Below are 12,941 nucleotides of genomic sequence, written 5' to 3'. Positions count from 1 at the left end.
GGCCATTGTTGGCAGCATTGATGACATTAGCATGACCTGATGGTGTCGATTGGTTGACATAACTTGACTGAGATCAAGCCGCGCCGCATCTGGCCTTGCGTCTATTCGCTCCTCGTCGACACTGAAGCTCTAACTGATGAGGAGTGTCTATGCCGTTGCGTCTCTACCGCGGCGATCTACTGCTGATTGTTGCGCTGCTGGTGCCGCTGGCGGTGGCAGGGCCGAGACTGGGCTGGCCGCCGGGTGAGGCGGCGGCGCTGCTCGGCTGGGTGGGGCGCGTCAGCGGTATTCTAGGGCTAGCCATGCTGCTGGTGACCGCGGCCTTGAGCATTCGGCTGCCGGGATTCGACCGCTGGTTCGGCGGGCTCGACCGGCTCTGGCAGCTGCACCGGTTGCTCGGCTTCAGCGCCTTTATCCTGATCATGCTGCATGTGCTGGCGCTGGGTCTGGCGCGGGTGCCGGCGGGCCTGGAGGTGGCGGTGCTGACGCTGTTTCCGCCGCTCTCGCAGCTGGCGCTCTGGAGCGGCTGGCTGGCGTGGCTGGCGATGGTGATCTTCCTGGCGCCGACCTTCCAGTTCTTCGGGCGGCTCGACTACCAGCATTGGAAGCGCCTGCATATGCTGTCGGCGGCGGCTCTGCTGCTGGCGCTAGGGCATGCGTTGCCGCTGGCGGGGGAGACCTGGCCGTGGTGGCTGCTGGGGGCGCTGGGTGCTGGTGCCATGGTATGGCGCAAGCTGCTGTCGCCGTCGCTGGCCCGCCACCCCTATCGGGTGGAGAGCGTCGAGTCGCTGGCCCGCGGGGTGGTGGAGATTGCGCTGCGCCCGGAGGTCCGTGGGCTCGACTATCGCCCCGGCCAGTTCATCTATCTCACGCCGCTCGACGAGTCGTTGACGGCGGGACGGGGCGAGGAACACCCCTACACCATCGCCTCGGCCCCGAACGATTCGCTGTTGCGGGTCGGCATCAAGGATCTCGGCGACGCCAGCCACGCGCTGCAGACGGTCAGCGTGGGCAGCCGGGCGATGATCGAGGGGCCCTACGGTGACTTCTTCGCTGCGCACTATCCCCAGCGCGATGCGCTATGGCTGGGCGGCGGCATCGGCATTACGCCCTTCGTCAGCGGTGCGCGAGGCATGGCGGCGGCAGACGAGTCGCGTCGCGTCCAGCTGTTCTATCTGGCCAATGACGCCGACCGGGCCTACTACCTGGATGAACTCAGCCGCTGTGCCGAGGGCGTCGAGCACTTCACGGTGACACCCCATTTCTATCGCCAGTTGGGACCGCTCAGCGAGTCCTTCCTGCGCCACCACTGCCCGGACTATGCCGATCGCGAGATCTACCTGTGCGGCCCGCCGGGCATGATTGGCCACCTGCGAGAGCTGCTCGCCGCCCAAGGCGTGCCAGCATCGCGCATCCACTGCGAGGTCTTCGATTTCCTATGAACAAGATTGCCTATAGCGCCTTCATCGCCTTCCTGGCGAGTATCGGCACCCTGATATCGGTGCAGGCGCTCTCCTCGGACGAGGCCGACACCGCCAGCGAAGCGCGGGATATCACCCTCGATGAGCTGGCCGAACACGCCAGCGCCGAGAGCTGCTGGAAGGCCATTCACGGCGGCGTCTACGACATCACCGACTACGTCCCCGACCACCCTACCGATGAGGAGGTGATCCTCGACTGGTGCGGGCGTGAATCCAGCGAGGCGTGGGACAACAAGAGCCCTGGACGGCCGCATAGTCCAGCCGCCGAGCGCCAGCTGGAGGATTACCGTATCGGGCGACTGGTGGATGACCAGGGAGAGCCGATAGAGGGTGGCGAGGCGAATGACCAGACCGGTCAGGCGGCAAGTCAGGAAACCGCCGAGGCGGCCCCGGACGCTGCGCCGTCACCCGCCGAGGACTTGCGGTTGCACCGGGCGATGCTGGGCCAGCCCATGGATGGCCACTATCGCGGCGTGTTCACCGACCGCGGCGAGATTCAGGTCAATATCACCTTCGACCTGCGCGATGGCCAGCTGACGGACGTGAATTTCCGCCACCTCGCCTACCGCGGCGTCGACTACTTGACGCTGGAGGAGGACGAGGATCTATACCCGGTGATGTTGCAGCATCGTCGCATCACCGAGTGGCTGGAGGGCGAGCCCTTGACCTCGATCTTCGCTCTCTACGAGCCCGCGCGAGTGGTCGATGAGGTGGACGGCTTCAGCGGCGCCACCCTGCGCGGCGCCAAGGTGATCTCGGCGATGCGCGACGGCCTCAATCGCGGTGTCTATAGCTGGCCGTAAGAGCGCGTGAGGCTCGCCTAGCCGAGGGGCCAGTCTGAGGCGCCGATCACCCACAGCCAGGCGGCAATCAGCGCAAAGTGGCCGGGATACCACGCCAGCCATAGCCGCCGCGGCATCGTCCTGCTGATCTGGGGCACACGCTGGGCGGCGCCGGCGGCGAGCAGCAGCACCGCCAGGCAGGTGGCCACGGTGAACGACTTGGCCATGTCCGAGGCGTTCATCTGGCCGGCCACCCATAGCACCGGCACTGCCGCGGCGGCCGCCAGCAGGCGCTCAGGCAGGCTGTCACCGGCCTGGCTCAGGTGGTGCATGGCGAACATCAACAGCGGAATCAGCAGCAGGCCGTTGTGGCCATACTCGACCCAGTGCCCCAGCAGGTACCAGCCGACCAGCGCGGCGGCAGCGCCCAGCGCGGCCCAGTGGGCGGCCAGTTCGCCGCGCCCCTGGCGAGTCGCCAGTAGGCGCAGCCAGGCGCCGCCGGCGAGCCCCGCCGCCAGGGTGAAGCAGACATTGAGAATCAGGGCATCCGAGTCCCGCGGCATCATCATGTACGGCAACTGGGCGGCGAGGCCGATGATCAGAATGCGCCGCGCATAGCGCTGCGGATTGCGGGTATTGAACAGCCCGTGCCAGGCGACCATGGCGGCAAATAGCGGGAAGGCGATGCGCCCGATCGAGGAGCCGGCCCAGTCGAGTTGCCAGCTGCCGGGCAGCACGTAGCGGGTCAGGTGGTCGACGCTCATGGTAGCCAGGGCCAGCCATTGGCCCCAGGCGGTCCAGGTCGAGGCGGGGCGAACAGTGTCAGGGGCGGCGCTTGCCGTCGCGCGCATCGTTACCTCCGGGTTGTAGCGATGGGCAGGTGGGTCAGGCGTCAGGCCTGGCCCGATAGCGGTTGTCATCATACATGGCCATGGGCTCGCTTCTCACGTCGTCCACCCAACTGGGCGGCTTGAGATAGCTCCAGGCGGCTCGAACCTGGCCGTGCGGGTCGGCAATTGCCAGCCGGCGGCGGCGATAGCCATCGCGCTCATTGACCCGTTCCAGGCGGTCGAGTTCATCCAGGGTCGGCGAATCGACCCGAAACAGCTCACCCCGGACCTTGAGGCCCTTGCCCTGGGCATCGACCAGTACCGGCGAGAAGCGCGGGCCGTTGAGCACCAGTGGAAAGGGCTCGCAGGTCACCGCCAGGTCGAGGAATTCGGCCTCGCCGAGGTAGCCGGCGTGGTTGGCGAAGCCGCGCTTGAGGGTGCCGTAAACGAAGAGTAGATGTGACATGGGATCCTCCCGGTCAGGCTGGGCCTGATCATCCTTAAACGATACTCTGTTGCTAGAGATACAGGGTCAAGGGGTGGGTCATTCAAGGATACGAGGATGCGCAGCGGTTTCGGGTTCGATCTACGTAGCATGGAAATCTTCGTCGAGACCCTGGAGCAGGGCAGCCAGAGCGCTGCCGCGCGGCGCCTGGGGCTCAAGCAGTCGTCGGTGTCTCAGAGCCTGGCCACCCTCGAGGAGGGGCTGGGCGTCAGCCTGTTCAAGCGCCATGCCCGGCCGCTGGAACCGACCGCTGCCGGGCGCTTCTTCTACGACCGTGCGCGGCGCCTGCTCGACGAGGCGCGCAGCACCCGCCGCGAACTGGTCTCCGGGGCCTTCGGTCAGCTGCATCAGGTGCGCCTGGCGCTGGTCGACTCGCTGGCCACGGCGGTTGGGCAGCCGCTGATCGAGCTGATCAAGCGGCACACCCGCGACTACACCCTGACCACCGGGCTGTCGCATATGCATAGCCACGCCCTGCTGACTCGCCACGTCGATATCATCGTCTCCGACGACCGTCTCGAGAACTACGATGGCCTCGAGCGCCATGCGGTGCTGCGCGAGCCCTTCGTGCTGGTGGCGCCGGCCAGCTGGTCAGGGCCCCTCGACAACCTGCGCTGGCTGACCCGCCAGCTCGACTTCGTGCGCTATACCCCGCAGTCGCTGATCGGCCAGGCCATCGAGCGCCACCTGCGCCTCAACCAGCTCGAACTCCCGGCACGCCTGCATCTCGACAACACCTTCGCCGTGCTGCGCCTTGTCAGCGCCGGCGCCGGCTGGACCATCACCACCCCGCTATGCCTCTACCAGGCCGGCCTGGAGACGCTGCAGGTGCGGGTGGCGCCGCTGCCGGTGGCGCCCCTGCAGCGTGAGCTGACGCTGGTCTCACGCCGCGACGAGCTGGGTGATCTCCCTGCCCAGCTGGCCCGCGACGCCCGTCGTTTGCTTGAGCTGCGCTTCCGACAGGAGCTCGACCGCGGCCTGCCCTGGCTCTCCGGCGAGGTCTCTACCCAGCCCTGAGTCGGCGCATCGGATCCCACCCAGTGCGCCTTGGGTGTGCACTATCGATTTTTCCGATAGCGGCGGCGTCGGCGCCACCGATGCTCTTTGCCAGATCGTCAATCTGCGTCCAAGACTGAAAGCCATTCGTTGTGCGACGCGGGAATGACGATCCAATGCCAAGAACAATAAGTGTTTATGTCCGCTGGGTAGAGCGCCTCAATCGTGGGGTGGGGCGGCTGGTGATGTACATGATCTTCATCATGATGGGGCTGCTGCTCTACGCCTCCTTTTCGCGCTCGGTGCTCAATGCGCCGCTGCTGTGGGGGGTGGAGATGTCGCAGTTCATGCTCGCCAGCTACTACCTGCTGGGCGGCGCCTACGCCATGCAGATGGGCTCTCATGTGCGCATGGACCTGTTCTACAGTCGCTGGTCGCCGCGTACCCAGGCCAGCGTCGATGCCATCACCATCGTGTTTCTGATCACCTTCCTGGTCACCCTGCTGCTGGGCGGTATCTCGAGCACCCAGTACGCGCTGGAGTACGGCCAGCGAAACCACTCCTCGTGGGCCCCACCGCTGGCGCCGATCAAACTCATCATGTGCACCGGCATCGTGCTGATGCTGTTGCAGGCCTTCGCCACCTTCTTCCGTGATCTGGGCGTGGCGCTGGGTCGCCCCATCGACGAGGAGGGCGACGCATGAGCTACGAGATGATCGCGCTGATGATGTTCTCGACCATGATGCTGCTGCTGTTGACCGGCCAGCGGGTGTTCGGGGTGATCGGTTTCGTCGGCGCCGCCGCAGCGCTGCTGCTGTGGGGCGACGGTGGGGTGGAGATGCCGTTCAACGCCAGCTTCGTGCTGATGAACTGGTATCCGCTGCTGACCCTGCCGCTGTTCGTGTTCATGGGCTACATGCTCTCCGAGTCGGGTATCGCCGGCGATCTCTACGAGATGTTTCACGTCTGGATGGGCTCGCTGAAAGGCGGTCTGGCGATCGGCACCATCGGCCTGATGGTGGTGGTCTCGGCGATGAACGGGCTGAGCGTGGCGGGCATGGCAATTGGCGCCAGTATCGCCCTGCCGGAGCTGCTGCGCCGCGGCTACGACAAGATCATGGTCACCGGGGTGATTCAGGCCGGCAGCTCGCTGGGCATTCTGGTGCCGCCCAGTGTGGTGCTGGTGCTCTACGGCATGATTGCGCGTCAGCCGGTAGGCAAGCTGTGGCTGGCGGGGGTATTCCCGGGGCTGATCCTGGCGGCGATGTTCGTGATCTATATCGTGGTGCGCTGCCGGCTGCAGCCGAGCCTGGGCCCGGCGCTGCCCGCCGAGGAGCGCAACATGAGCCTGGGGTCCAAGCTCAAGCTGCTCAGCGCCGGGATCCTGCCGCTGCTGATCTTCTTCTCGATGACCGGACTGTTTCTGATGGGGGTTACCAGCCTGGTCGAGAGTGCTGCCTATGGCGCCTTCGCGGCGATCCTGGCGGCGCTGGTCAAGGGGCGCCTGACCCGTGCGGTGATCGAGGTCACGGTGCGTCGCACCCTGGGCATCAGCTGCATGTTCATGTGGATCATCCTCGCCGCGCTCTGCTTCGGCGCGGTGTTCGACGGTCTGGGGGCGGTGCGCGCCATCGAGAACGTGTTCCTCGATCGCATGGGCCTCGGCCCTTGGGAGATCCTGCTGATGATGCAGCTCTCCTACATCCTGATGGGCATGTTCCTCGACGACACCGCGATGCTGGTGATCGTCGCCCCGCTCTACGTGCCGCTGGTGGTGAGTCTGGGCTTCGATCCGGTGTGGTACGGCGTGCTCTACACCATCACCGTACAGATCGCCTACATGACGCCGCCGTTCGGCTACAACCTGTTCCTGATGCGCGCCATGGCGCCCCCCGAGGTGACGCTGATGGATATCTACCGCAGCGTGTGGCCGTTCGTGGCGATCATGGTGCTGGGGCTGGGCCTGATCACCGCCTTCCCGCAGTTGGCGCTATGGCTGCCGGAGCTCTACTACGGATAGATCGTGAGTATGCCCGGCGACGGGCAAGCACAAGTGCCGCGAGCAAGCGGTGTGAGAAGTGGTAACAACAACAATCCATGGGAGAAGTATCATGACCGATAACAACAGGCGCAATTTTCTCAAGAAGGCTGGGGCGGCGACCGCTGCCACGGTGGGCGCGGCCACCATCGGCGCGCCCTATGTGCATGCCCAGTCGAGCCCGATCCGCTGGCGCATGCAGACCTACGCCGGACCGGCGCTGGCTGCCCACGTCATCAAGCCCTCCATCGATGCCTTCAACAAGGCCGCCAACGGCGAGATGGAGATCGAGCTCTACTATGCCGACCAGCTGGTGCCCACCGGCGAGCTGTTCCGCGCCATGCAGCGCGGCACCATCGATGCAGTGCAGAGCGACGACGACTCGATCAACGCTCCGGTGGACGTGTCGGTGTTCGGCGGCTACTTCCCGTTCGCCTCGCGCTACAGCCTCGACGTGCCGGCACTGTTCCACCACTACGGCCTCAAGGAGATCTGGGAGGAGGCCTACGGCGAGGTGGATGGCGTGACCTGGCTCGGCGCCGGGTCCTGGGATCCCTGCAACTTCGTGACCCGCGAGCCGATTCGCAGCCTCGAGGACCTGCGCGGCAAGCGCGTCTTCACCTTCCCCACCGCCGGTCGCTTCCTGAGCCGCTTCGGGGTGGTACCGGTGACCCTGCCGTGGGAGGACATCGAGGTCGCCATGCAGACCCGCGAGCTCGACGGGATCGCCTGGGCCGGCATTACCGAGGCCTACACCGTGGGCTGGGCCGACGTCAGCAGCTACTACCTGACCAACAATATCTCCGGTGCCTGGGCCGGCTCCTATTTCGCCAACAGCGACCGCTGGAACGAAGTGCCCGAGCACCTGCAGACGCTGTTCAAGCTGTGCATGGACAACTCCCACTACTACCGCCAGCACTGGTACTGGTGGGGCGAAGCCCACTACCGCACCACCGGTGGCAAGCTCGAGCTCACCTCGATCCCCGAGGAGGAGTGGCAGACCCTCGAGGACGAGGCGCTGGCGTTCTGGGATGAGATCGCCGAGCAGAGCGAACGCAGCGCCAAGGTGGTGCAGATCCTCAAGGATTATCGCGAAACCATGCAGCAGGCGGGGCCTCCTTACCGCTACAGTTGAGGAACCTCAGGGGGCGGGCCACTGGACCGCTCCCCGTATGCCCGCCAATGACCTTTGGCCCATTTAGGAAGCTGCCATGAGTCAACTATCACCCCGATACATCACCAGCGCCGACGAGGCCCGACGCCTGGTCGAGGAGCGCGGCCTGACCCACGTCAAGGTCGGCATGTTCGACATGGACGGCGTGATGCTCGGCAAGTACATGCATCGCGACAAGTTCTTCCATGCCCTGGAGGAGGGCTTTGCGTTCTGCGACGTGGTGCTGGGCTGGGACAGCAAGGATGAGCTCTACGACAACGTCAAGTACACCGGCTGGCATACCGGCTATCCGGACGCCCAGCTGTGCATCATTCCCGAGAGCTGCCGCGAGGTGCCGGCCGAGGGCGACATGTTGCTGTTTCTCGCCGAGTTCAGCGGCAAGGCTGAGGCGATCTGCCCGCGCGGGCTGCTGCGACGGGTGCTCGATCAGGCCAGCGCCATGGGCTTCAAGGCCCACGGCTCGCTGGAGTACGAATTCTTCATGTTTCGCGAGACCCCGGAGTCGATCCGCGAGAAAGGCTATCGCAACCTGACCCCGCTGACGCCGGACATGATGGGCTACTCGATGCTGAGAAGCTCGGTGCACGCCGAGCTCTACCACGAGCTGCTGGCGCTCTCCGAGGCGATGGATTTTCCCATCGAAGGGCTGCACACCGAAACCGGCCCCGGGGTACTCGAGGCGGCCATCGGCGTCGACGGCGCCCTGGCGGCGGGCGACAAGGGCGCGCTGTTCAAGACCTTCACCAAGGTGTGGGCGCAGCGCCGCGGTCTGATGGCCACCTTCATGGCCAAGTGGTCGCCGGACTACCCGGGCCAGAGCGGCCATATCCACCTGTCGCTGACCCACGCCGACAGCGGTGAGTCGGCTTTCTTCGACGCCGACCAGCCCTATACCATGAGCGATATTCAGCGCCACTTCGTGGCCGGTCAGCAGCAGCTGATGCCCGAGTTCCTGGCGATGTTTGCGCCGACCATCAACAGCTATACGCGGCTGATTCCCGGTTTCTGGGCGCCCACCGAGGCGACCTGGGGGGTAGAGAACCGCACCACGGCGCTGCGGGTGATTCCCGGCAGCGCCAAGTCGCAGCGCGTCGAGTACCGCCTCGGCAGCGCCGATGCCAACCCCTATCTGGCGCTGGCGGCCGCCATCGGCGCCGGCCTGTACGGCATTCAGCAGCGCCTCGAGCCGGACGAGCAGGTGCGCGGTAACGCCTATGAATTCGAGCACCCCGCGCACCAGGCGCTGCCGCGCACCCTGTGGGAAGCCGCCCAGCGGCTCAAGGCGTCGCAGCCGGCCCGGGCGCTGTTCGGCGACGACTTCGTGGAGCACTTCGCGGCGACCCGGGAGTGGGAGGAGCGGGAGTTCCGCCGCCACATAACCGATTGGGAGTTGGATCGCTATTTCGAGATTATTTGATCCGCACTGGCTGCGCGATCCGCAGGCTGCGTTGAAGCGAAAACTCGCGATGCTCATTGACTGGAGTCAACTCCGCTCACTCATTTCCGCTCCGCCTTGCCTGCGAACCGCTCGCTCAGTGCTCACCTTGGTAGTACTGGTAGGCGGAACGATGAGCGGCGCCGGGGACAGGCAGGAGCGAAGCTCATTCTTCAGGGCCGGAAAATGCTCCTTTCAATTCCGGCATTCCCGCCATCCTTGGCGGTCAGAAGAAGAATGGAGCGCCCAGGGAAGGGTTTACAGCGTCTTCGCGATGGCCTGTCGCCGGATTAGCCGCGGGCCGAGTGGCTGGCGGCTTCGGGAAGCAGCGAACTAAGCCTTATGACTCGCTACAGGAAGGAAAGATAAGCGTATGCCCACACAGAAAACGATATCTCCCGTCGATGGCTCGGTCTATGTCGAGCGGGAGTTGGCCGATCCGGCACAGATCGAGACCGCGCTGTCGCGGGCGGCCAGCGCTCAGCGTAGCTGGCGCGAGGTGCCGATCGTCGAGCGCGCACGCTACTGCTCGGCGATGGTCGACGCCTTCGTCGCCCGGCGCGATGAGCTGGCCGGCGAGCTGACCTGGCAGATGGGCCGGCCGATCTCTGCCGCGGGGGGCGAGATCGGCGGCTTCGAGGAGCGCGCCAGGGGCATGATCAGCCTGGCCGAGTCGGCGCTGGCACCGATCCGGTTGGCCGACAAGCCGGGCGTTACCCGCTATATCACCCGCGAACCGCTGGGCGTGTCGTTTATCGTCGCACCGTGGAATTTTCCCTTCATGACCGCGGTGAACGCCATCGTGCCGGCGATCATGGCCGGCAATACGGTGATTCTCAAACACTCCGCCCAGACCCCGCTGTGCGCCGAGCGTATTCAGCAGGCCTTCGATGCGGTGGGCCTGCCCGAGGGGGTGTTCCAGCATCTGCACCTGTCCCACGCTGCGACCGAGCAGCTGATCCGCGACCGGCGTGTCGATCACGTCTCCTTTACCGGCTCGGTGGCCGGCGGCGAGATGGTTGAGCGCAACAGCGTCGGGCGCTTTATCGCCACCGGCCTGGAACTGGGCGGCAAGGATCCGGCCTATATTCGTGGCGACGTGGATCTGGATGCCGCGGTGGAGGGGGTGATGGACGGCGCCTTCTTCAACTCGGGACAGAGCTGCTGCGGCATCGAGCGCATCTATGTCGACCAGGCGATCTTCGACGCCTTCGTCGAGCGTGCGGTGGCCTGGGTCAAGCAGCTTAGACTAGGCAATCCCACCGACCCGGCCACCAGCCTCGGCCCATTGGTGCGCCCGACGGCGGCGGATTTCGTCAGGGGCCAGGTCGAAGAGGCGGTCGCCGCCGGCGCCAAGGCGTGGATCGATCCCGGGGACTATCCGCTCTCGCTGCCGGGTAGTGCCTACCTGGCCCCGCAGCTGCTCACCGGCGTCGACCACTCGATGCGGGTCATGCACGAGGAGAGTTTCGGCCCGGTGGTCGGGATCATGCCGGTGGCCTCCGACGACGAGGCGGTGGCATTGATGAACGACAGCGCCTTCGGCCTCACTGCGGCGGTGTTCACCCGCGATATGGCGGCCGGCGAGCGCCTCGCGCAGCGCCTGGAGGCGGGCACGGTGTTTACCAACCGCTGCGACTACCTCGACCCCGAACTGGCCTGGACCGGCGTCAAGCAGTCGGGGCGCGGCTGTTCGCTGTCGCGGCTCGGTTACGAGACCCTGACCCGGCCCAAGTCTTTCCACCTCAAGCACGCTTAGGAGTCGTCGATGAACCAGGATATGAGCCAGTTCAGCATGGGCTGGAACTACCCCGCCAATATTCTCACCGGCGTCGGGCGAGTCCGCGAGCTGCCCGCCGTATGCCAGGCGTTGGGCATGCAGGCGCCACTACTGGTGACCGACCCCGGCCTCGCCAATCTGCCGATGGTGCGCGATATCGTGCTGGCGTGCCATAACAGCGGCCTGGGCATTGCCGTGTTCAGCGAGATCAAGGGCAACCCCACTGGCAAGAATGTGCTCGATGGCATGGCCGCCTTTCGCGACGGTGGCCACGACGGGGTAATCGCCTTCGGCGGTGGCTCGGGACTCGATGCCGCCAAGGCGGTGGCGCTGATGGCCAACCAGCGCGACGGGCTCTCGCTGTGGTCGCTGGAGGACGTTGGCGACAACTGGAAGAATGCCGACGCTGACGCCATCGCGCCCATCGTGGCGGTGCCGACCACCGCGGGCACCGGCTCCGAGGTAGGCCGCGCCTCGGTGATTACCGACGAGGTCGAGCACGTCAAGCGCATCATCTTTCATCCAGGGATGGTGCCGGCCACGGTGATTCTCGATCCCGAACTGACCGCCGGCCTGCCGCCCACGCTGACCGCTGCAACCGGCATGGATGCGCTGTCGCACTGCCTGGAGGCGTGGTGCTCGCCGCTCTATCACCCCATGGCCGAGGGCATCGCCGTGGAGGGCATGCGCCGGGTCTGCCACTACCTGCCGCGGGCCTACGCAGATGGCAACGATCTCGAGGCGCGTATGAACATGCTGGTGGCGTCGAGCATGGGGGCCACCGCCTTCCAGCGCGGCCTGGGCGCAATGCACGCCCTGGCGCATCCGCTGGGGGCGCTCTACGACGCCCACCACGGCACCCTCAATGCGATCCTCATGCCCTATGTGCTGCGCGCCAACCAGCAGGCGATCGGCGAGCAGATGGTGCGGCTGGGGCGCTACCTCGACCTGCGCCAGCCGGGCACCGAGGCGGTGATCGACTGGGTGCTGGAGCTGCGCGAACGATTGGCGATTCCCCACACCCTGGCCGAGCTCAAGATCGATACCCAGCAGGCCGACAAGGTGGGGCAGATGGCAGTGGCCGACCCCTCCTCGGGGACCAACCCGATCGCCTTCGACGCCGCGCAGTATCGCGACATCTTTGTCGCGGCGGTGGAGGGGCGTCTTTGACTCATAGTCGTGAAGCATGGACTCAGGAGGCCGGGCGATGCGCATAGGACTGCTGCAGTGTGATGACGTGGCGCCGGAGTTGATCGAGACTCATGGCAACTACCCGGCGATGTTCGAGGCGCTGTTCAAGCGCGTCGACCCGAGTCTCGAGTTTCGCGTGTGGCGCTGCCTCGACGGCGAGATCCCCGACGACGTGGAGGCCGCCGACGCCTGGTTGACCACTGGCTCCAAGTTCGGCGTCAATGACGGCCTGCCATGGGTCGATGCGCTGTGCGACTTCGTGCGCCAGCTGTGGGACGCCGGCAAGCCGCTGGTGGGGGTCTGCTTCGGCCACCAGCTGATCGCCAAGGCGCTGGGCGGTGAGGTGGTCAAGAGCCCGCGGGGCTGGGGGGTGGGCATGTCGTTCAACTGCGTCAATGCCCGCACCGAGTGGATGCAGCCGTGGCAGCCCAATCTCGACCTGCTGGTCAGCCACCAGGACCAGGTCGAACGGCTGCCGCCGGAGGCGCGGGTGCTGGCCGGCAGCGACTTCTGCCCCCACTACCTGATGCAGGTCGGCGAGCACTTCCTCGGCGTGCAGGGGCATCCGGAGTTTGCCAAGCCCTACTCACGCGACCTGATGCAGCTGCGTGAGCAGTTGGTGGGAGAGTCACGCGTTGCCGAGGGCCTCGATTCGCTGGATGCGCCGCTGGATGCTGAGCTGACGGTGCGCTGGATCTTGAATTTCATGCAGCAGGCTCGCTAGGCTCG

General features: G+C 65.8%; 12 protein-coding genes. 10 read left to right on the top strand and 2 right to left on the bottom strand.

The genetic code is table 11. The annotated features are described in order from the left end of the window. Nucleotides 1-149: 149 nt before the first annotated feature. A complete protein-coding gene (locus tag IEI94_RS11095) occupies nt 150-1,442 on the top strand; it encodes a ferric reductase-like transmembrane domain-containing protein (RefSeq protein WP_191167377.1) in 1,293 nt (430 codons plus the stop codon). Continuing rightward, complete coding sequence (locus IEI94_RS11090) at nt 1,439-2,284, top strand: cytochrome b5-like heme/steroid binding domain-containing protein (RefSeq protein WP_191167376.1); 846 nt, start codon at nt 1,439-1,441, stop codon at nt 2,282-2,284. Before IEI94_RS11095 ends, IEI94_RS11090 begins: the two co-directional genes overlap by 4 nt. 17 nt (nt 2,285-2,301) lie before the next feature. Here IEI94_RS11090 and IEI94_RS11085 read toward each other — a convergent pair whose 3' ends face one another. After that, entirely contained in the window at nt 2,302-3,114 is an 813-nt protein-coding gene (locus tag IEI94_RS11085) for a TraX family protein (RefSeq protein WP_191167375.1), read from the bottom strand. Nucleotides 3,115-3,148: 34 nt separating this feature from the next. Then, complete coding sequence (locus tag IEI94_RS11080) at nt 3,149-3,559, bottom strand: gamma-glutamylcyclotransferase family protein (protein ID WP_191167374.1); 411 nt, start codon at nt 3,557-3,559, stop codon at nt 3,149-3,151. Nucleotides 3,560-3,655: 96 nt separating this feature from the next. On the opposite strand from IEI94_RS11080, the gene IEI94_RS11075 reads away from it, so the two are divergent. The 8 genes from IEI94_RS11075 (at nt 3,656) to IEI94_RS11040 (ending at nt 12,936) form a co-directional block, all read left to right on the top strand. Continuing rightward, a complete protein-coding gene (locus IEI94_RS11075; protein WP_191167373.1) occupies nt 3,656-4,615 on the top strand; it encodes a LysR family transcriptional regulator in 960 nt (319 codons plus the stop codon). A gap of 155 nt (nt 4,616-4,770) precedes the next feature. Beyond that, complete coding sequence (locus IEI94_RS11070; protein WP_191167372.1) at nt 4,771-5,298, top strand: TRAP transporter small permease subunit; 528 nt, start codon at nt 4,771-4,773, stop codon at nt 5,296-5,298. Continuing rightward, entirely contained in the window at nt 5,295-6,614 is a 1,320-nt protein-coding gene (locus IEI94_RS11065; RefSeq protein ID WP_191167371.1) for a TRAP transporter large permease, read from the top strand. Before IEI94_RS11070 ends, IEI94_RS11065 begins: the two co-directional genes overlap by 4 nt. A gap of 91 nt (nt 6,615-6,705) precedes the next feature. Further along, nucleotides 6,706-7,767 (top strand): TRAP transporter substrate-binding protein, encoded by a 1,062-nt coding sequence (locus tag IEI94_RS11060; RefSeq protein WP_191167370.1) that lies wholly within the window; start codon nt 6,706-6,708, stop codon nt 7,765-7,767. 76 nt (nt 7,768-7,843) lie between these two features. Beyond that, nucleotides 7,844-9,223, top strand: a complete 1,380-nt coding sequence (locus IEI94_RS11055; protein WP_191167369.1) for a glutamine synthetase family protein — start codon at nt 7,844-7,846, stop codon at nt 9,221-9,223. A gap of 391 nt (nt 9,224-9,614) precedes the next feature. Continuing rightward, on the top strand, nt 9,615-11,000 hold the full coding sequence (locus IEI94_RS11050; protein ID WP_191167368.1) for an aldehyde dehydrogenase family protein: 1,386 nt from the start codon (nt 9,615-9,617) through the stop codon (nt 10,998-11,000). Between the two features lie 9 nt (nt 11,001-11,009). Next, on the top strand, nt 11,010-12,191 hold the full coding sequence (locus IEI94_RS11045) for an iron-containing alcohol dehydrogenase (RefSeq protein WP_224750080.1): 1,182 nt from the start codon (nt 11,010-11,012) through the stop codon (nt 12,189-12,191). Between the two features lie 37 nt (nt 12,192-12,228). Then, nucleotides 12,229-12,936 (top strand): glutamine amidotransferase-related protein, encoded by a 708-nt coding sequence (locus IEI94_RS11040; RefSeq protein WP_191167367.1) that lies wholly within the window; start codon nt 12,229-12,231, stop codon nt 12,934-12,936. Nucleotides 12,937-12,941: the final 5 nt, after the last annotated feature.

This window comes from Halomonas sp. ML-15 (genome assembly GCF_014779595.1).
Lineage (GTDB): Bacteria > Pseudomonadota > Gammaproteobacteria > Pseudomonadales > Halomonadaceae > Franzmannia.
This window is presented reverse-complemented; position numbering and strand designations above follow the sequence as displayed.

What these genes read in the sequence shown, in the direction of transcription:
- IEI94_RS11095 (WP_191167377.1), top strand. Translation starts at nt 150, where the DNA reads ATGCCGTTGCGTCTCTACCGCGGCGATCTACTGCTGATTGTTGCGCTG.
- IEI94_RS11090 (WP_191167376.1), top strand. Translation starts at nt 1,439, where the DNA reads ATGAACAAGATTGCCTATAGCGCCTTCATCGCCTTCCTGGCGAGTATC.
- IEI94_RS11085 (WP_191167375.1), bottom strand. Translation starts at nt 3,114, where the DNA reads ATGCGCGCGACGGCAAGCGCCGCCCCTGACACTGTTCGCCCCGCCTCG.
- IEI94_RS11080 (WP_191167374.1), bottom strand. Translation starts at nt 3,559, where the DNA reads ATGTCACATCTACTCTTCGTTTACGGCACCCTCAAGCGCGGCTTCGCC.
- IEI94_RS11075 (WP_191167373.1), top strand. Translation starts at nt 3,656, where the DNA reads ATGCGCAGCGGTTTCGGGTTCGATCTACGTAGCATGGAAATCTTCGTC.
- IEI94_RS11070 (WP_191167372.1), top strand. Translation starts at nt 4,771, where the DNA reads ATGCCAAGAACAATAAGTGTTTATGTCCGCTGGGTAGAGCGCCTCAAT.
- IEI94_RS11065 (WP_191167371.1), top strand. Translation starts at nt 5,295, where the DNA reads ATGAGCTACGAGATGATCGCGCTGATGATGTTCTCGACCATGATGCTG.
- IEI94_RS11060 (WP_191167370.1), top strand. Translation starts at nt 6,706, where the DNA reads ATGACCGATAACAACAGGCGCAATTTTCTCAAGAAGGCTGGGGCGGCG.
- IEI94_RS11055 (WP_191167369.1), top strand. Translation starts at nt 7,844, where the DNA reads ATGAGTCAACTATCACCCCGATACATCACCAGCGCCGACGAGGCCCGA.
- IEI94_RS11050 (WP_191167368.1), top strand. Translation starts at nt 9,615, where the DNA reads ATGCCCACACAGAAAACGATATCTCCCGTCGATGGCTCGGTCTATGTC.
- IEI94_RS11045 (WP_224750080.1), top strand. Translation starts at nt 11,010, where the DNA reads ATGAACCAGGATATGAGCCAGTTCAGCATGGGCTGGAACTACCCCGCC.
- IEI94_RS11040 (WP_191167367.1), top strand. Translation starts at nt 12,229, where the DNA reads ATGCGCATAGGACTGCTGCAGTGTGATGACGTGGCGCCGGAGTTGATC.